Source organism: Verrucomicrobium sp. BvORR034 (assembly GCF_000739635.1).
Taxonomy (GTDB): Bacteria; Verrucomicrobiota; Verrucomicrobiia; order Verrucomicrobiales; family Verrucomicrobiaceae; genus Verrucomicrobium.
On the sequence record NZ_BATQ01000049.1, the window covers coordinates 22,984 to 42,022 of the forward strand.

The window sequence follows — 19,039 nt, forward strand, 5'->3', positions numbered from 1 at the left end:
GCAAGGGTTGGTGTCGCTACCCAACGCGACAAAAACATCACTCGCCTTGCCCCCATTCTTGCTATGGTCTTCTGCGCATGAGTTCTCCTTCCCCACGGCACTACGACGTTTTGATTCTTGGCGGCGGATTCGCAGGTGTGTACTGCGCCCAGCGGCTGGTCAAAAAGCTAAAGGGGACCGGTAAATCAGTGGGGGTCATAGCTCGGGAGAATCACATGGTCTTCCAGCCGATGCTGCCGGAGGTGGTGGGAGGCTCTCTGGCCCCCCGGCATGTCGTGAACCCCATTCGCCTCATCTGTGACGGGGCGGATGTCTTCCGCGGCCTGGTAAAATCGGTGAACCTGCCTGGCAAGCGGCTGCTGTTGGACGGCGGCGTGACCGCAGGCACGGTGGAGTTCACGTTCGATCACATCGTCTTTGCCCTGGGTGCGGAGGTGGATTTGACCCGCATCCCCGGGATGAGCGAGCACGCTTATCTGGTGCGGAACTGCGGCGATGCCATGAAGCTGCGGGCCACCATCATCGGCCGGATGGAGGAGGCCAACTTGATCTCGGATGCGGCAACGCGTCGCCGCCTGCTCAGCTTTATTGTGGTGGGCGGCGGTTATTCAGGGGTGGAAACGGCCGGCCAGATGATCGATCTGCTGCACTCCATGTGTCGCTTTTATGAGCAGGTGCAGCCGGAGGACTTCAGCGTCACGCTGGTGCACAGCGGTGAGAAGGTGCTGCCCATGCTCTCGGCGAAGCTGGCGGACTACACTGGCACCCAGTTGCAGAACATGGGGGTGAAGATCCTCTTTAAAGCCCGGGTGAAGGCGGCCACCGCCCGGACGGTCATTCTGGATGACGGGCGGAAGATCGACGCGTACACGGTGGTCTGCACCGTGGGGAATGCGCCCCATCCGCAGATTTTGGCCCTCGGTGCCTCCGGGGACCTGCCGCTGGAAAAAGGCCACGTCGTGGTGGAGGCCACTGGCCAGGTGAAGGGGCTCACCCATGTCTGGGCAGCGGGAGATTGTGCCTCCTTCCCGAAATCAGGCGGGGGAAAGTGCCCCGAGACCGCACAGTTTGCCTACCGTCAGGGTCTGTTGGTCGGAGACAATCTCGTGGCCAGTCTGCAAGGGCGCGCTCTCACGCCGTTCGCCTTTACCGGGCTGGGCGAGTTGGCCTCCATTGGTCACCGCAAGGCGGTGGCGGAGATCTTTGGCTGGCACTTTTCCGGCATCATTGCCTGGTTCATGTGGCGGACGATTTATCTGATGAAGCTCCCGGGGCTGGACCGCAAGCTCAGGGTGATGTCGGAATGGACCTTCGACCTCTTCTTCCCACGGGATATCAACCTCCTGACGCCTCAGTATTCCTCGCCCATGGAGGAGATGCACCTGGAAGCCGGGGATCCCTTGTTTCATCGGGGAGAGCCCGCCTTCTCCTTCTACGCCGTGAAAAATGGGAGGGTGGACATCACTGACGAAAGCGGTGAGGTGGTGAAGTCTGCTGTGGCTGGCGATCATTTTGGCGAGAGGGCGCTGCTGGAGGACCATATCTGGCGCTACACTGCGACGGCCAAGGAGCCCAGCACCCTGGTGGCCATCGATGAGCGCACCTTCCAGAAACTGGTCAGCTCGATTGGCTCCCTCAGCACGCTCTTCCGCCGCACGGCAGAGACCTATGACAGCGCGCAGGAGATTGAGCATGTGATGGCCAAGCTGCCCCAGCGCGCCCGCAGCGGCACGGCGGGTGACCTGATGGTGCGCCAACTGGCGTCGCTCAATGAAGACGACCGCCTCGACAAGGCGCTGGACCTTTTCCACCGGGAGCGGCATAGCACCTATCCAGTATTGGACGCAGAAGGGCGGGTGCGTGGCCTTCTGCGCCGGGCCGACTGCTACGAATGGCTGAAACACAATGCCATGGACCCCGACACCTTGGTGAAGGATCTGCCGATCAAGCGCGCCATGGTCATCGCCACTCACATGCCGCTGCCGGAAGTGTTCGAGCTCATGATTCGCACGGGGGCGAGCAAGGCCGTGGTGTGCGATGCAGATCAGAAACTGGTGGGCATGCTCACGCTCTTTGACCTGCTCACTGCTCCTACGGAGCCTGCCCCCACCCCGGACGAGCTGGCGGCGGTGCCTGCGATGTAGCTTGCCTTCCCCGGCAGGGTGACTAATGGGTGTGGCCCGCTTTGCAGGGAGCTCTGCCCTGCGTTTGTCTCAGCCCCTTTCCGAATGCCCGCTACGCTCGCCTACTACCTCCACGATCTTAATCCTGAAGTCATCCGCTTCAGCAAAAGCCTGGCGATCCATTGGTATGGGCTGGCGTACGTGCTGGGTTTCTACTGCTGCTATCTGGTGATGGTGCGGCTGGCGCGCCGGGGCTACGGGGAGTTGAAGGCGGAACAGGTGGGGGACTTCATCACCTATGCTGCTTTGTTTGGCGTGGTGGCGGGGGGAAGGCTTGGCTACATGCTGCTGTACAACTTCAGCGAGTTCATTCGCAATCCGCTGATCATTTTCAAGCTCTGGGACGGTGGCATGGCCAGCCACGGTGGCATTGCGGGTCTGGCTTTGTTCACCCTCTACTGGTCGTGGCGACACAAGATCTCCTGGACCGGGCTGGGGGACAACCTCGTGGTCGGTGCACCGCTGGGTATCCTGTTCGGCCGCATCGCGAACTTCATCAACGGCGAACTCTACGGCCGCCCCACAGATGTGGCTTGGGCCATGAAGTTCCCCACCGAGCTTCATCAGATGGACATCCGCCCGTCCGACTGGGGTTTGCAGGCAGCTGGGGACGTTTTTCCCCAGCATAGTCCGGACATCATTGCCCTGGTGAACCAGGCGCCCGATGGCATGCAAAAGCTCGAGGCGGCACTGCACCCGGTTCACCCGTCCCAGCTCTATGAGGGTTTCGCAGAAGGGGCCGTGCTTTTCACGGTGCTCTATCTGGTCCGCACCCAGGTGAAGAACCTTCCCAATGGCATCCTCACGGGCATCTTCTTCATCCTCTACGCCATAGCCCGCATCGTCTGCGAGACCTTCCGCGAGCCTGATTCCAGCCTCATCATTGGCATCACCAAGGGGCAGTTCTACTCCTTGTTCATGATCTTGATCGGGTTGGCGTTCATTGCCTGGGCCTACTTCGTGAACCGCAAAAAGATCCCGACCTAGGATCCGCTGGTTGAGAAGGCGAAGTTTGCGGTTTGAATTTTGAAGTTTTGCGAAAGCGTTGGGTCTCATGCTAGCATGTCAGCCATGATCCCCCGACGCCTCTTTGCTGCTGCCGCTGTGGCAATCCCTCTGCTACCAGCGTTGCTGGCGGCTGATCCGGCTGCGAAGTCCGGCCCATCGGTCGGCGTATCTCCCACGGCCCAAGTCGCTCCCGCCGTTCCAGCGCCTGCTGGCACGGACTTTGTCCGTTTTGTGGAGGACGATGCTGGCGCCCGCCTCCAGACGGGCATCGCGTCCTATCGGAACAAAGAAGGCGTGGTCGTGGATCTGATCGGGGCGATCCATGTGGCGGACCAGGCTTACTTCGAGAAGCTCAATGAGGCGTTCAAAGGCTACGAGGTCGTCCTCTATGAGATGGTGGGCGGCCCTATCGGCCAGCGAGAGCGCCGCGAGCTGGCTGCGGAAAAGGCCCGGCAGAAGCCGCAGAATCTGAAGAAGAAGCCTGAGACCGAGGCGGCCACACCTCCAAAAGCTGCGCCAGCACCTGCGGAAAAGAAAGATTCCACTCCCAAGTCGGCCTCCACTGCCCTCAGCGTTGAGGAGCGTGTCGCTGATCTGGAGGCTTACATGAAGGGCAAAACCGGGCTCACGCCTGAGCAAGATGCATTTGAGGCCGAAGAGGAGGCCGCCGCGGGCAAGCTCTCCTGGCTTCACGGCCTGCATGCCACCATCCAGAACACCCTGTCTCTCTCCGGGCAGCTCGATGTCATTGACTATCACGCGGCCAATTTCGTCCATGCAGACATGAGTCTGGCGGAGTTCGCTGCCATGCAAAATCAGCGCAATGAGGGATTCATTGCCCTGTGGCTCAAGGCGGTGCAGGTGCAGATGAATCAGCCGCAGTCGAATGCCAACCAGCCGGGCTTGCTCAAGATCCTGGAGATTCTTTGCCGTAAAGATAGCGCCACGGAGCTCAAACGTCTTTTCGGTCGGACGTTTGACAGTGTGGAGACGGTCATGACCGGCATGGAATCCGGCGACGGCACCGTCATCGTCTCGGAGAGAAACAAGGTGGCGCTTCGCGTGATGGAGCAGCAGATCAAGGCGGGGAAAAAGCACATCGCCATCTTTTATGGTGCGGCCCACTTGCCCGATATGGAGAAGCGTCTGCTGGCGAGGGGCTTCACCCTTCAGAAAGATGAGTGGGTGACCGCATGGGATCTGCCGCCTCCTCCTCCTCCGGTGGAGGCATCCGGAACAAAGCCCAAAGACGAGCGACAGAATCCTTGAAGTGCCTCGTTCCCAAGGGCGGCAAGTTATTGCCACTCCGATCCCCACACTGACATCTCTTGTTCATGGCCGTCTCCCTGTCTCTGACCCGCTGCATCCTTAGTCTCCTGTCATTGAGCCTTCTGCCCCTGGGAACCCATTGCTCGCCTTCGTCCAAGCAACCCACAGGGCCCAAGAACACCTCCAAGACTCCCCCTGGAGCGACTCCGGCCGGCATGGTTTGGATTCCTGGTGGCGAGGCGTTGATGGGCGACAATGTGAGGCGGGAGGAGAGCCCTGTGCATGAGATTGCTGTGGACGGCTTCTGGATGGACGAGCATGAGGTGACCAACGCCCAGTTCGAGGAATTTGTGAAAGCGACGGGCTACGTCACGACTTCAGAACGGGTCCCGAAGGTGGAGGATTTTCCGGAACGATTGCGTCCTATGATCAAGGCGGATCAGCTCAAGCCGGGTGCGGTGGTGTTTACGCCTCCTGCCGTGGCTCCGCCCAACCTGGACAACTTCCTGGAATGGTGGCGCTACATTCATGGGGCCGACTGGAGACATCCAGAGGGCCCCAACTCCAGCATCAAAGACCGCATGAACCACCCGGTGGTGTGTGTGTCATGGAAGGATGCCGAGGCTTATGCCAAGTGGGCGGGCAAGCGGTTGCCTTCAGAGGCTGAGTGGGAGTATGCCGCGCGTGGGGGCGTGGGGCCCACCAAGCGAAACACCTTTACCTGGGGTGAGAATGGTGAGCAGAGGGTGAAGATGGCCAACACTTGGACAGGTTCCTTTCCGGTGGAGGATCGCGCTGTCGATGGCTTTAAAGGCACTGCTCCCGTGAAGAGTTTCCCGCCCAACGAATTTGGCCTCTACGACATGGCGGGGAACGTTTGGGAATTCGTCGCAGACTGGTTCCATCCAGACTACTTCCGCAACAGTCCGAAGCTCAACCCTCCTGGTCCCACCTCAGGGTATGATCCGAATGAACCGGATCTCCCCAAGAAGGTGATCAAAGGGGGATCCTTTCTGTGCAGCCCTCTCTACTGTACGGGCTACCGGCCTGGGTCGAGGATGTTCAATGATCCCGACAGCAGCGCGGATCACACTGGCTTCCGGTGTGTGAAGAATTAGGGAAGGGTTATGGGGTTAGATGTTATGGGTTATGAGCTGGTGAGGACGGGATTGCCGACGATGGAACTTGAGATCGTGAACTTTCCACCTAACGCATAACCCATAACTCTTCACTCTTTCCCAATGCTCACCGATACCCATGCCCATCTTGCCAGCCGGCAGTTCGCCACTGATCTGCCTGAGATCATCGATCGTGCGCGGGCGGCGGGAGTGAAGCGGATCGTGTGCATTGGCACTACGCTGGAGGATTCCAAGCGAGTGCTGGAAATTGCCGACATGTATCCCGAGGTGGAGGCGACAGTGGGCATTCATCCATGCGACGCAGACACTGTGAAGGGAGACGCCTTCGTGGAAGAGCTGAAAGAACTCGCCCAGCACCCCAAAGTGGTCGGCATTGGGGAGATCGGCCTCGACCATTATCACCAGCCCCCGGAGGGCTTCACGCTGGATTCATGGAAAGAACAGCAGGCGTTCGTTCTGGAACGTCAGTTGGAACTGGCCGCGGAGCTGAAGCTCAACGTGGTGTTGCACAACCGCGAAAGCTTTGAGGATCTGGTGGCCCAGGTCTTGCCCTGGTCCGACCGTCTGCGTGGGGTGTTTCATTGTTTCACCGGTGGCAGTGAGCAGGCGTTGCCATTGATTGAGCGTGGACATCTCGTGTCGTTCACCGGGATTGTCACCTTCAAGAACGGGCAGGTGATCCAGGAGTGTGCCCGTGCTGTGCCATCGGGTGGATTCATGCTGGAGACAGACTGCCCCTATCTAGCCCCCATGCCTTTCCGGGGCAAACGTAATGAACCTGCCTATGTGGCGAATACGGCGGAGTTCGTGGCCTCACTCCGTGGGATGCGATTGGAGGATTTGGTGAGCGAGACTGGGGCGACGGCAGCGGCGTTCTTTCGGAAGCCGGCTTAGTTTGTGGCTCCTGCGAAGGGAGCCTCTGGAGACGGAGCCCGTAGACTCGCTTAGAGCACGTCCAACGTTGGACTGTGTTACAATTCCCCCCCCAGCGTCTCGCGCGTGGAGGACCAGGGTCTGTTGAAACCTGGTGACATCGGCGAGAAGGCGAAGCCTGTAGACGCTTCAGCTAGTGCCTCCTCACGCCGACAACTACCGGGGCGCTGGGTGGTTGGGGATCAAACACCAGTGGGTGAGAGGAAAGGCGTGAGCCATGGAGGTGTTTGCCGATACAAAAGGTGTTTGAAGATTCCTTCGGCTGAGTGACCGCCAACGTCGCTCGTAGCTGTCGACGTGAGGAGGCACTAACTTCCTGGTATGCGATGTTTTCCCGTGGAGTGCGACCAAGTGCCCAAGGTGTGCTCCACGGCCGCGAGGCGAGGCAGGATCAAGTGCCCAGACATCTGCTTCCCGTTGAGGGATCAGTTGCGGAATGAAGTAGTATCGCTGGCTGGGTCTCCTTGGATGGCACTCCGAGCGCGGCGATCGGTCTGCTGTCCTCCCTCGGCAGCAACCTCACTGCTTCCTCGCCAGGAGGTACTCCAGCAGATCATTGAGGGCCTGTCCCGCCAGCACCTCGTTCAGGCCCATGGGCATGAGGGAGTAGGGGGACTCCTGGTCTTCGGCAATGTCGGCCTTCTTCACGGCATGCTCCTGACCGGCGGCATCGGCAAAGATGAGCTGGTCATCCTGCTCCCGTCGCAAAAGGCCTCCCAGCACACCGCCGTCGCGCTTCTTCACAAAGTGCATCCGGAACGCCGGGTCTACGGCGCGGTTGGGGTCGAGAATGTCCTCCAACAACCGCTCGGCACCCCGTGCACCGATGCCGTCGAGCTGGGGACCCACCAGGTTGCCTTTCACCCCGATACGATGGCACACGGCACAGTTCGTTTGAAACAACTGTTCGCCTGCCGCGGCGTTGCCCCGTTCACGAGTGAACGCGGTGAGGCGGTTTTTGAGCACCTCATCCAGTCCGGTGTTTGCAGGTGGCAGGGCGCGGGTGATTTCATCCAATCGGCGGGTGATGTCTGCCTGGTTCAGCGCTTGAAGTTTCCCGGTGACCACAGGGTCGGCCAGGACGCGAGGGGGCGCCAGTTTTAGCAGTTGGGCGCTCTGTTCCGGGGTGGCGGCCATGGCGGTCGCCAGTTTAACCTGGGTGCGGTAAGGCTGTTCTTTGAAGGCCTTGTCGAGGAGTGCGGCCGTCTGGGACGGCTGAGCGAGGAGGCTGAAGAGCAGCGGTGCCAGTTCCGCCTCCCGCGCCAGTCCTGCCAGGGGCTGGAGAGAGGGATGGGCAGTGACGAGAGCTTCTGCGATATGCCCCCGGGTGGCAGGGGCAAGTGACCCAGTGGGGGCAGCCACCTTCTGCAACTGACTCAGTCCGTCCGGTGTGGGGAAGTCTCGCACCAGTTGAGCCAGGGACGCGATGCGCCGGTTCAAGCTCTGTGCATCGTCATCGGGGTAGGCCACTGGTTGTGGCGTGAATCGTCCCGCCGCGAGCCAGGCGTAGGCGGTGCCACTGTCGCCATCCACGAGTTCGAGGTAAACGCGAGGCAAGGCCTGTCCCAGGGTTTTCAGAGCTTCTTTCTGTCGGGAGAACGTCCAGGTCACGGGGAGTGCACGGTCCTGGCGGGGTGGCCAGGCGGAGGCCAGGGTTTCATGGCTGAGCGCATCTCTCAACCTTACGACGTTTCGCTCGTGAGGTGGTTGGTTGGGCGGGCCGCTGTGTCCGGCGATCCAGAACTCAAGCTGATCCGGCAGTTCAAAATCTGGAGATCGAAGCGAGCCCGTGAGCTTTTCCCCGCCTGGCGGCAGACTTCCCAGGAAACTGCCCTCGCTCCCGTCTTCACAGGGGCGCTGCTGGAGCACCCAGGGGTTGTTTCCTGTGCCCGTGCGCACCCAGCCCGATTGTTTCGCCTGAGAGAGCCATGACTGCAGGGCGGATTGCAGGCTTCCGGCCCATCTCTCCACAGCGCGGCCAGCTGGTTGCCCCGCCCGCTTTCTGCCCTCTGTGATGGCGGCATAGAGTTCCAACTGGGCATCCAGATCGCCGGGGTGGCATTTTTCCACCAGTTCCACCAACTCGGTCTCGAGCTCTGGACCTGCCTGTCTGGCGACATGGGCCAACAAAGGACCCGCGCCACCCACTGCCTGGAAGTAGGCAGGGGAAGCGAACTGCTGCAGCCGCTGCAGGATCCATCGGGCGGAGTCAGGAGAGGGAATGCTACAGGCCACGAGCAAGAGTTCCCGCTCGATGGGGGCAGCCAATTGCTCCCTGGCTAGCGAGTTCCAGTCGGTGGGGGACTGACGTCGTAACACGCTTTGCACGGCCAGTCGCCAGGCGTATTGCATGCGCAGATCACCTTCAGGCAACCGGGCGCGAAGGGCGAGGAGTTGTCCGACTTCCGGCACGTGATCTCGATACGGGACAGTTTCCAGAGCGACAGAGAGGAGGTGTGGATCGGTCTGGGTCCAATCGAACGTGTTCTTTTCCGCGAGCGAGCGAACACGATGAATCGCTTCCAGCGGATCGACGCCAGAGGGTGTTGTCTTACGGGCTGCTTCCAGCCAGACCATTGAAGCCCTTTGCAGGGCATTCTCTGGGGCGACTCTCTCCAGTATCTGTTGCGCCTCGCTTGCCGCAGGCCCGCTGAGCCGCTCTTTCAGCTCTGCCACCGCCAGGCCCCGCAGAGTCAGGCTGGCGTCTCCAAGTCTGGTGATGACGTCTTCCTTGGTCATCTGGTGCAGGGCGGTCTGCCGCAACGCACGGGTGGCATCCTTCTTCACCACTCGCCAGATGCGTCCGCTGGCACGGTCCCGGCCTGGGTGATCCAGCGGCACCTCGTAGTGACCGATGATGCGATTGTAAAAGTCCGCGATGTACAGCGCGCGATCCGGGCCCAGTTGCAGATCCACCGGGCGGAACCACGGATCTGTGCTGGTGAGGAAATCAGGCTTCTCATTCGCCTTCGGCGTGCTGCCCGTGAAGGTGATCAGGTCCTGGTTCACCCTGGAGGTGACGGGATTGCCCACCAGCATGTGGTCGTTCCATTCGGGCCCCCACACGTCCTGATCCAGGTACACCACGCCGGCGATTCCTGTGGAGCCATGGGCATGCTCACACATGACCGGAGCGAAGCCCAAGCCATCGTGCGGGCGGCCAAAGCTGGGATACGACGCTCCAGGGATGAGCTGGTAGATGGGGGAGCTGTGACAGTCTGCTGAGTAGAGATTGCCACGCGAGTCCCAGCACAGGCCAAAGGGGTTCACCTGGCCGGTGGTCCAGCGTTCCACCCTCGAACCATCGGGTTTGAACCGGAAGACGTTGCCGCTGCTGAGATCCAGGGTGGAGCCATCCTTCGCCTTGAAGTGGGAGGTGTTGGAGAAGCCGTGCGTGGCATAGATCCAGCCGTCCAGCCCGAGGCGCAGGCTGGAGATCATGCCGTGGGTGTCCTTCTCGTAGCCCAGCGGTCCAAAGAGGATCGTGCGCCGGTCGCAGACACCGTCTTCATCCGTGTCCTCGAAATAGACGATGTTTGGGATGCTCCAGGCGATGCAGCCTTTGCCGTACGGCAGTACGCCGGTGGGGATGTTCAATTCATTGGCAAAGACGGTGGAGCGGTCGGCCCGACCATCGCCGTCCAAGTCTTCCAAGATGCGAATGGAATCGCGTCCTCCTTTGGCATGCACGCCCCCGTTTTCCCATCTCTCTTTGGGCACGGCATAGGGGTACTCCAAGGTGCTCGTGACCCAGAGCCTTCCGCGCCGGTCAAACCCGAGGTTGATGGGCTTCCCGCCCAGTTGGGCGTCATCGGCGAAGAGTTGCACCTCAAATCCTGGCGGGACCTGAAGGGTAGCCTGTTCCTGTACTGCACTGAGCGGCTCCGTGTCCCGGACCAAGCGGTCCCTGGATTCCTGGCCGTAGGTGCCTGCGCCCCAGCCACTGGCGAAGATCAGGGACAGGTAGAGAGCTCGAGGAAGGTGCATGACCTTCTCATACGCAGGCAGGGTGGGGAAACTTCAGAGTGGGTGTTCTGAGATGCCTCCGGTATGGGCAGGTCCATTAGGCATCATTCATCTCAACTCAAAGGACGGAATATTGACGGGTGGGGTGGTTTGTGCTGTGATTTGTCGAATTTTCTGCGCGGCCTTCCGGCCAACAACCTCCAATCCACTTTCAATACCTTCGCTATGAGTCTAGGAATCTATCCCGTCTTCCATCCTCCTGTGTCAGATGCCAGCTTCGACAGCCATGGGGAAGACTTGGCCATGGAGTTTGAGGCATTGGATGAACTGGCGGAGGAATATGAAATTCCGGCGCTTTCTTCATTCGGTGACACCCGTGAGATTCCTGAGGACTTCGAAGGAGGCCCGGACGAATTGGATGAGCTGCTGGGACCGTGTGAAGAATGGTTTGACTGTTCCCAAGGCATCGCCGCGTTCGAGTCACTGGCGAGGGTTATCCTTCAGAATCCCGATGCAGCAGAGGCTCTGGAGACCCCCGAAGCTGTGGCTGATGACCTGATGGCTCTGGTAGAGGTGCTCAAGATCGCAAAAGCTCAAGGGGCTCAGTTCCGTCTGGAGATGAGCTAGGTGCCGCTGCTCTCGTCCAGTCTGCAAGGGTTCAAGGAAATGGAGAGGCTTGTGACGCAGAGGGATCAGGCGATGTGATGCACCAGCCCACCATCTACGCGGAGTGCGGCTCCGTTGATGGCAGAGGCGCGAGGGCTGGAGACAAAGGCGACCAGATCGGCGATCTCCTGCGGTTTGATGAGTCGACCAATGATGGAAAGCGGGCGGTCGCGTTTCATGAACTCGCGTCCTGCTTCCTCAACACTCAGGTCCGGGAAGAGCCCTTGCACCATCTTGGCCACTCCTTCTGTCTCGGTAGAACCGGGCAGGATGGTGTTGACGGTCACTTGCGTGTTCTTAGTCAATTCTGCCAGACTGCGGGAAAGAGAGAGCTGCATGGACTTCGTGGCCGCATAGGCAGCCATGTCGGTTGGCGGGGAAAGGGCCGCCTCGCTGGCAATGAAGATGACGCGACCGTCGTTTCTGGCGATCATCCGCTCCAGATAGTGACGGGAGAGACGCACACCGCTGAGGATATTGACCTCGAACAGCCGCCGCCAGGTCTCATCGCTTTCTTTGAAAAACGAGTTCACTTCATAGATGCCGAGATTGTTTACGAGAATGTCCACCTCTGGGTAGGCCGTGATCGTCTGCTCTGCCCCTTCGAGCGTGCCGTTGTCTGCCACGAGAGGAAGGAGCGTGGCCTCTGGGATTTCGGCTTTGAGCTTGGCGATGGCGGCTTCCACCACCGCCGGCGTGCGTCCATTGAGGATGACGCGTACGCGGTCCTGCGCCAGCGTGCGGGCGATTTCCAAACCAATGCCTCCGGTGGAAGCGGTGACGAGGGCGGTCTTGCCGGAGAGATGCAGATTCATGGCTGGCTGATTTCGGTTGGCGGGAAGGGGGAGTGCTGGGGGGTACCCAATTGGGAACGTTCGCGGGAGGAGAGTGGACGAGAGGTTCGGAGTCGGTGAGTGGACACAAAAAAGCCAGGCTCCGTCTCAGCGGAGCCTGGCTGGAGGTGTCTTGAGACCTCTATGGGAGAACTTATGGGATCTTAAGCGTCATGCCGGGACGGATCACGTCCGAAGTCAGGCCGTTGACGCTCTTCAGCTTGCTCACGGTGGTCTTCTTATTGAGGGCGATGCGGTAGAGGGTGTCACCCTGCTTCACCGCGTAGGAGCCGCCCTTGGCGACGGGCTTCTTCGCCGCCGGTTTTGCCGGGGACTTCTTAGGCGTGGTCTTGCTGGCCACCGTCTTCTTCTTGGCAGGAGGAGGGGTGTAGCTCGGCTGAGGCGGCGGGGTGTAGGTGGGTTGTGGTGGCGGCGTGTACTGCTGGTACTGGGGCGCGCTGTTTGACGCGTAGGACGGGGTCGGCTGCGGCTTGGTCTTGCTCGGAGCCGTGTACTCCTGATAGCCCGGCTGCCCGGGATAGGGATTGTAGCCGCCATCAGCGCCCGCGCTGGTGTACTCCTGGTAGTCTGAACCGCCACCAGCGGCACCCTTGGTGGTTTTGCAGGATGTTGCGGCGACGCAGAGGGCTGCGGCGGCAGCCAGGATCAGAGCGGGCTTCATGGAAAGGAGTGGTGAGGGGTGGAGGTGGAGATGCTGGTGAAACCTGCAGCCAGCGCAAGCGAAAGATGATTAACAGGGGTTAACTATCGCTGTGATGGGAATCGTTGCAAGCGCCTTTGCCTTGTCTGATTTCGCATACATTTTCACGCACGGCGGAGTTGCGTCTCCCGCGGGGACTCCCTAGTCTCGCAGTCCCATGAAAATCGGATTCAACCTGCTGCTCTGGACCGGTCACGTGACCGAAGAGAATTTTTCCCTGTTCCCCAAACTCAAGGCCGTGGGTTATGACGGTCTGGAAATTCCCATTTTCGACACGAGCAATCCCGCTCATTTCAAGACCATCGGGCAGGCGCTGAAGGACAACGGCCTGGAAGCCACCGCCGTGACCGTGCTTCCAGACGAGGCGCACAACGCCATCAGCCCGGACGCCAAGAACCGCCAGGGAGCGATCGATCACCTCAAGTCCGTCTTCGAATGCGCCCACAACGCAGGCGTGCAGGTGCTTTGCGGTCCCTACTACCAGGTGCTGGGCCAGTTCACGGGTCGTTTCCCCACAGAAACGGAACTCGAACACGCCGCTGAGGTGCACCGCGCGGTCTCGCCTGTGGCTGAAGCCGCCGGAGTGAAGTGCGCGATCGAAGCCCTGAACCGCTTCGAGTCCCACCTGCTGAACACGATGGAGCAGGCCGCCAGCTATGCCAAGCGGGTCAACCACCCGAACTTCGGCACCATGTACGACACCTTCCACGCCAACATCGAGGAGAAGGACCCGCTTGGAGCCATCGACACGGTGTTCAACTCCGGCAAGCTGAACCACGTCCATATTTCTGAGAATGACCGCGGCACTCCCGGACGTGGCCACGCCCCCTGCCGTGAGGCGATCCGCAAGCTGAAGGGGCTGGGCTACGATGGCTGGCTCACGATTGAAGCCTTTGGTGGCTCCCTGCCAGACCTCGCCGCTGCCACCCGCGTGTGGCGTGACTTCTTCTCCTCCCCTGAGGAAGTTTATACGGAAGGCTACGAACTGATCAAGAGCACGCTGGCTGAATAGAACGGCGTGAAGTGCACGTTAAAGTGAACCTGTTCCAACCATGACTACGCACGAATCCAACCACCATGCCATCTACGTGCCTGAAAAGGCGTCGCGTCGTGGCTTCCTCCGCGGGGCTCTCGCCGCGGGCACTGGCGTCGCTCTCAGCAACGCCACTCACGCCTTCGCCGCCTCCGGCAAGGAGATCAAAATCGGCCTCATCGGCAGCGGCGGTCGTGGATCCGGCGCGGCGGACCAGGCGCTGAGCAGCCCTAACAGCGGCTTTAAGCTGTGGGCCATGGCAGATGCCAGCAAGGAGCGTCTCGACGGCTCCTACAGCAACCTGAGCAACAAGCACGCCGACAAGGTGGCCGTGACCGACGACCGCAAGTTCGTGGGCCTCGATGGCTATGAGAAGGTGATCAAGGAGTGTGATCTCGTCATCCTGGCGACCCCTCCTGGGTTCCGCCCCTATCACTTCGAAGCAGCAGTGAACGCGGGCAAAAACGTGTTCATGGAGAAGCCCGTGGCCGTGGACGCTCCGGGCATCCGCAAGGTGCTGGAGATGGCCAAGGTGGCTGATCAGAAGGGCCTCAAAGTGGCGACCGGCCTTCAGCGTCGCTACCAGAAGTGCTATCGTGAAGCCCTCAAAGAGGTGAAGGAAAACAACATCATCGGCGAGATCGTCAGCGGCCAGGTTTACTGGAACGACGGTGGCGTCTGGGTGAAGGACCGCCTCGATGGCATGACTGAGATGCAGTACCAGATGCTTAACTGGTACTACTTCAACTGGCTTTGCGGCGACCACATCTCCGAGCAGCACGTGCACAACATCGACATCGCCAACTGGTTCATCGGCAGTGCGCCGATCAGTGCCCAGGGCATGGGCGGCCGTGAAGTGCGCAAGGAGAAGAAGGGCGACACCCCCGGCAAGTACGGTGAAATTTACGACCATCATTTCGTAGAGTTCACCTACCCCAACGGCGTGCGTGTGAACAGCCAGTGCCGTCACCAGAAGGGCTGCTTCAACCAGATCCGCGAAGAGTTCCACGGCACCAAGGGCATCTTGTACCTCAAGAACGACAACAAGTGCTACGCCACGGACTACAAGGGCAACGTCATCTGGAAGTACGACTTCCGCCAGAAGGATGAGAACCCCTACCAGGTGGAGCACAACGAGCTTCAGGACGCCATCCTGAACAACAAGCCCAAGAACGACGCCTACTACACCGCAGAGAGCACCATGACCTCCATCCTCGGACGCATGGCCACCTACGGCGGCAAGGAAGTGAAGTGGGATGATGCGATCAAGAGCGAGATCCAGCTCATGCCTGCCAAGGTGACGTGGGAAACCGTGCCGCCGAGCAAGCCGGATGAGTCGGGCAACTACCCGATCGCCATCCCAGGCGTGACGAAGGTGGTGTAGTCCATCCCTCCAGCCTTATTCTCGAGACCCCGGTTTGCTATGGCAGGCCGGGGTCTCGTATTTCAGGGGGCGCAGAACAAGCGTCTTTTCATCCTCCTACATGGTGGTAAGTTCCGCCATGGCCGCTCCTGATGACAACGCCCTCCACCAGCGCATGCTCAAACTGGGCATTCGGGAGGAAGATCTGGAGGAGACCTTCATCCGTGGCACTGGTGCGGGTGGGCAGAAAATCAACAAAACCTCCTCCACCGTGGTGCTCACGCATATTCCCACGGGGTTGGAAGTTCGCTGTCAACGGGAGCGATCCCAAAGCCTGAACCGACTGGTTGCGCGAGAGGAACTCTGCGCCAAGCTGGAGGAGAAGCTGGCCGCCGTGAAGCTGGAAAAGCGGAATGCGGTGGAGAAAAAGAAGCGCCAGAACCGCAAGCGGCCCCGGGGGCTGAAGGAACGGATCTTGAAAACCAAACACCAGCGCAGTGAGGTGAAGAAGCAGCGCACCCGGGTTCGGTCGGCGTCCAGCGACTGAGGGAGAGGGGAATTTTTCGTGGTGCCCAAAAGTTTGTTTGGGAAACTGCGAGCATTCGGGACATGGTGCCGTCAAATCGTTGCAACCTTAGCCCACCTGTGCACTCTTACTCATGCTCGAATATCAACGCCTGTTGAAGAAAGTTTTGGAGCATGGCAGCTTCCGCCAGGATCGCACCGGCGTGGGGGCCTATTCCGTGTTTGGCGAGCAGTCCCGGTACGACTTGAGCTCCGGGTTTCCCGTGCTGACCACCAAGAAGCTGCACCTGCGGTCCATCATTCATGAACTGCTGTGGTTCCTGAAGGGGGACACAAACATCAAGTACCTTCACGAGAACAAGGTCACTATCTGGGACGAGTGGGCGGATGAGGAGGGCAATCTGGGACCGGTCTATGGGGCCCAGTGGCGTCGCTGGCAGGGGGCGGATGGGCTGGTGCACGACCAGATCGCGGACGTCATCGCCAGCATCAAGAAGAACCCCTATTCCCGCCGTCACATCGTCAGTGCCTGGAATGTGGCCCGGATTGGGGAGATGGCTCTGCCGCCCTGCCATCTGATGTTCCAGTTCTTTGTGGACCAGGGCCGCCTGAGCTGCCAGCTCTACCAACGGAGCGCGGATCTTTTTCTGGGGGTGCCTTTCAATATTGCCTCGTACGCGTTGCTCACCATGATGGTGGCGCAGGTTTGTGATCTGCAGCCCGGAGAGTTTGTGCACACCTTTGGCGATCTCCATCTTTATGCCAATCATCTCGATCAGGCGCGATTGCAGCTTGAGCGCGAGCCGCGTTCCCTGCCGGTGATGAAGATCAATCCAGAGGTGCGCGACATCGATGGCTTCAAGTTCGAGGACTTTACCCTGGAAAACTACGACCCGTGGCCGGCCATCAAGGCCGAGATCGCCGTTTAACTCATCTGCCAGAGCCGACCCTGCCCGACTATGACCTTCATCCGCGCTGTGCTCACCCTCTCCTTCGTCGCCGGCACTTCGCTGGCCTGGTCAGCACCCGCCGGGGAGGCCAGTTGGCCTGAGTTCCGCGGGCCCACCCGACAGGGCAGTTCCGATGCCATCGGTCTGCCGGTGAAGTGGTCCGCCACGGAAAACATCGCGTGGAAGGCTGACCTGCCCGGCAGGGCGTGGTCATCCCCTGTGGTGGGAGATGGGGTGGTGTATCTCACCAATGCCGTGGGGGCCAAGGACTCCACGGATCCGCACGATACCTTCTCGCTCCGGGTGATGGCTCTGAACGCCACGGATGGCAAAGTGATCTGGGATCAAGAGGTGTTCGTCATCAAGGATCCGCATACCTTTGGCATTCATGGGAAGAACAGTTATGCCAGCCCCACGCCTGTCCTGGAGGGCGACCGGATCTACGCCCACTTTGGACACTTCGGCACCGCCTGCCTGAACACGAAAGGGGAGGTTCAATGGAAGAACCAGCAGGTCACCTACAGCCCGGTACACGGTGGTGGAGCCTGCCCGGTGCTGGTGGATGATCTGCTCATCTTTCCTGCGGATGCAGCCAGCAACCCCTTTGTCGTGGCGTTGGACAAGCGCACTGGCAAGATGAAGTGGAAGACGGATCGCACGGCCGGGGCGAAGAAAACGTTCTCCTTTTCCACCCCGCTGCTCATTGAGGTGAAGGGGGAGAAGCAACTCGTCTCTCCTGGCAGCAATGTGGTGAGCGCGCTGAATCCCAAGGACGGGAGCGAGATCTGGAAGGTCAGTTACGAAGGCTACTCCGTGGTGCCACGGCCCATCTATGCGCAGGGCCTGGTGTTCCTCAGCACGGGCTACGACAGGCCCACTGGTCTGGCCATTCGTCCGGATGGCAAGGGCGACGTCACCGGAACCCACGTGGTCTGGCGCATGGAGAAAGGGGCTCCGCTGACGCCCTCCATGCTGGCAGTGGGGGAGGATCTCTTCTCTGTCGCGGACAATGGCATCGTGTCGTGCTTCGAGGCCAAGACCGGCAAGCTCTTCTGGCAGGAGAGGGTGGCCCGGGCGACTTCCGCCTCGCCCTTGTACGCGGATGGCAAAATCTACATTCAGGATGAACTGGGCAATGGCTACGTGATCAAGGCCAGCCGCCAATTGGAGCTGCTTTCCACCAATGCGCTGGGCCAGAAGTCGCTGGCCTCCTACGCGGTGAACGGTCGGCAGCTTCTCATCCGCACCCAGAACGCGCTTTATTGCGTGGGCACCCCATGAACGCGGATCCTCGAACCCCCTTGAGCGAAAAGCGACGCGCCTTCCTGAAGCGGTTTCGGCTGCTGGCGGCCCCCTCCATGATCATGGGCGGAGGTGCGACCTACGGGTACTCGTCTCTCATTGAGCGCCATCGCGTGACGGTGGACCACCATGATGTGCGCCTGGCTTTGGGCAGTCGGGCTCCGGCAAAGTTCCGGGCCGTGAGCCTGACGGACTTTCACTTCGACCCCCTGTTTGAGGAGGAATATCTCGCGGAGGTGGTGCGGCGGACGAATGCCCTCAAGCCGGACATCATCATGCTGACGGGAGACTACATCTCCAGCACCAGCCGCAGGTTCGAGGAGTTTGGCCAGGTCGTGGCCGGGTTTCAGTCCGCCTGCGGCGTCTTCGCCTGCCTGGGCAATCATGATCACTGGCACCAGCCGAGTCGCATTCAGAACATCCTGGTGAAACAGGGCATCGACGTGCTGGTGAACCGGCACACGCGGGTGCCTTGCGCTGGAGGCGAGGTGGTGCTGACCGGGCTGCAGAGCGTCTGGGGTGGTCGCCCCAACTGGGCAGTTGCCTCCCAGGGGTTGAAGCCGGATGACCGCACCCTCATGCTGGTGCATGAGCCAGACTACGCCAGCCATCTGGCGGGGGAGAAACAAATCGTCTTCCAGGCCTCTGGCCACACGCATGGTGGCCAGATCCGCCTCCCGGGCATTGGTGCCCTTCGTCTTCCAAGCTGGGGGGTGAAGTTCCAGGCAGGATTCTATGACGTGGACAACATAAAACTCTATGTGAACCGGGGGATCGGCACGATCCAGTACCATGTGCGGTTCATGTGCCCGCCGGAGATCGCCTGCTTTGACGTGGTGAACACGGATGTGGTTTAGGGGTTCTTGGTTCTTTCCTGCGCGAGTTGTCTCAGGAACCCCCCGGGTCCGGGTTTGCCGGGACGAACACAAAGGTGGATGATTGACTCATGAACCTGGAGGGCTCACCTGCCCATGGTTTGCGGGCGGGCGAAATCTACCGCGGGGAGGTGGACCCATGACGACCAAGGCCTGAGTGGATGCCATCTCGGAAACTCTGGCAAGACGTTCGTGGACGGTGGCTTGGTGGTAGCGGTAGAGGGGCGTTTTTGGCGGTTGCTCCGCCGCCAGAAGGCGTATCTTAGAGGGACG

The 19,039-nt window shown here is 60.3% G+C and carries 15 protein-coding genes; 12 read left to right on the forward strand and 3 right to left on the reverse strand.

Annotated elements, in window-relative coordinates:
- Window positions 1–77: 77 nt before the first annotated feature.
- The 5 genes from BV034_RS08810 (at window position 78) to BV034_RS08830 (ending at window position 6,493) form a co-directional block, all read left to right on the forward strand.
- Window positions 78–2,144, forward strand: a complete 2,067-nt coding sequence (locus BV034_RS08810) for an FAD-dependent oxidoreductase (RefSeq protein WP_081887680.1) — start codon at window positions 78–80, stop codon at window positions 2,142–2,144.
- Window positions 2,145–2,228: 84 nt separating this feature from the next.
- A complete protein-coding gene (gene lgt, locus BV034_RS08815; protein ID WP_050026138.1) occupies window positions 2,229–3,170 on the forward strand; it encodes a prolipoprotein diacylglyceryl transferase in 942 nt (313 codons plus the stop codon).
- Between the two features lie 84 nt (window positions 3,171–3,254).
- A complete protein-coding gene (locus BV034_RS08820) occupies window positions 3,255–4,460 on the forward strand; it encodes a hypothetical protein (protein WP_265592795.1) in 1,206 nt (401 codons plus the stop codon).
- Between the two features lie 215 nt (window positions 4,461–4,675).
- Window positions 4,676–5,578 carry a formylglycine-generating enzyme family protein gene (locus BV034_RS08825; protein WP_081887691.1) on the forward strand — a complete coding sequence of 301 codons (903 nt, stop codon included), beginning with the start codon at window positions 4,676–4,678 and terminating at the stop codon, window positions 5,576–5,578.
- 123 nt (window positions 5,579–5,701) lie between these two features.
- Window positions 5,702–6,493 (forward strand): TatD family hydrolase, encoded by a 792-nt coding sequence (locus BV034_RS08830; RefSeq protein ID WP_050026142.1) that lies wholly within the window; start codon window positions 5,702–5,704, stop codon window positions 6,491–6,493.
- A gap of 558 nt (window positions 6,494–7,051) precedes the next feature.
- Here BV034_RS08830 and BV034_RS08835 read toward each other — a convergent pair.
- Entirely contained in the window at window positions 7,052–10,519 is a 3,468-nt protein-coding gene (locus BV034_RS08835) for a PVC-type heme-binding CxxCH protein (protein WP_050026144.1), read from the reverse strand.
- Window positions 10,520–10,723: 204 nt separating this feature from the next.
- On the opposite strand from BV034_RS08835, the gene BV034_RS08840 reads away from it, so the two are divergent.
- Window positions 10,724–11,125, forward strand: a complete 402-nt coding sequence (locus tag BV034_RS08840) for a hypothetical protein (RefSeq protein WP_265592796.1) — start codon at window positions 10,724–10,726, stop codon at window positions 11,123–11,125.
- Between the two features lie 65 nt (window positions 11,126–11,190).
- Here BV034_RS08840 and BV034_RS08845 read toward each other — a convergent pair whose 3' ends face one another.
- A complete protein-coding gene (locus BV034_RS08845) occupies window positions 11,191–11,979 on the reverse strand; it encodes an SDR family oxidoreductase (RefSeq protein ID WP_050026148.1) in 789 nt (262 codons plus the stop codon).
- Between the two features lie 172 nt (window positions 11,980–12,151).
- Window positions 12,152–12,679 (reverse strand): LysM peptidoglycan-binding domain-containing protein, encoded by a 528-nt coding sequence (locus BV034_RS35875; protein WP_050026151.1) that lies wholly within the window; start codon window positions 12,677–12,679, stop codon window positions 12,152–12,154.
- A 196-nt stretch (window positions 12,680–12,875) separates the two neighbouring features.
- On the opposite strand from BV034_RS35875, the gene BV034_RS08855 reads away from it, so the two are divergent.
- The 6 genes from BV034_RS08855 (at window position 12,876) to BV034_RS08880 (ending at window position 18,748) form a co-directional block, all read left to right on the forward strand.
- On the forward strand, window positions 12,876–13,730 hold the full coding sequence (locus tag BV034_RS08855; protein WP_050026153.1) for a sugar phosphate isomerase/epimerase: 855 nt from the start codon (window positions 12,876–12,878) through the stop codon (window positions 13,728–13,730).
- 40 nt (window positions 13,731–13,770) lie between these two features.
- Window positions 13,771–15,135: a Gfo/Idh/MocA family oxidoreductase gene (locus BV034_RS08860; protein ID WP_050026154.1), complete on the forward strand. Its 1,365-nt coding sequence runs from the start codon at window positions 13,771–13,773 to the stop codon at window positions 15,133–15,135.
- A 118-nt stretch (window positions 15,136–15,253) separates the two neighbouring features.
- On the forward strand, window positions 15,254–15,661 hold the full coding sequence (locus BV034_RS08865; RefSeq protein ID WP_050026392.1) for a peptide chain release factor-like protein: 408 nt from the start codon (window positions 15,254–15,256) through the stop codon (window positions 15,659–15,661).
- Window positions 15,662–15,773: 112 nt separating this feature from the next.
- Window positions 15,774–16,568 carry a thymidylate synthase gene (locus tag BV034_RS08870; RefSeq protein ID WP_050026156.1) on the forward strand — a complete coding sequence of 265 codons (795 nt, stop codon included), beginning with the start codon at window positions 15,774–15,776 and terminating at the stop codon, window positions 16,566–16,568.
- Between the two features lie 30 nt (window positions 16,569–16,598).
- The gene (locus BV034_RS08875; RefSeq protein WP_050026158.1) at window positions 16,599–17,870 is read left to right on the forward strand and encodes a PQQ-binding-like beta-propeller repeat protein; all 1,272 of its coding nucleotides are present in this window, start codon (window positions 16,599–16,601) and stop codon (window positions 17,868–17,870) included.
- Window positions 17,867–18,748, forward strand: coding sequence for a metallophosphoesterase (locus tag BV034_RS08880; RefSeq protein WP_050026160.1), 882 nt, complete (start codon window positions 17,867–17,869; stop codon window positions 18,746–18,748). The genes BV034_RS08875 and BV034_RS08880 overlap by 4 nt, the downstream gene beginning before the upstream one ends.
- Window positions 18,749–19,039: the final 291 nt, after the last annotated feature.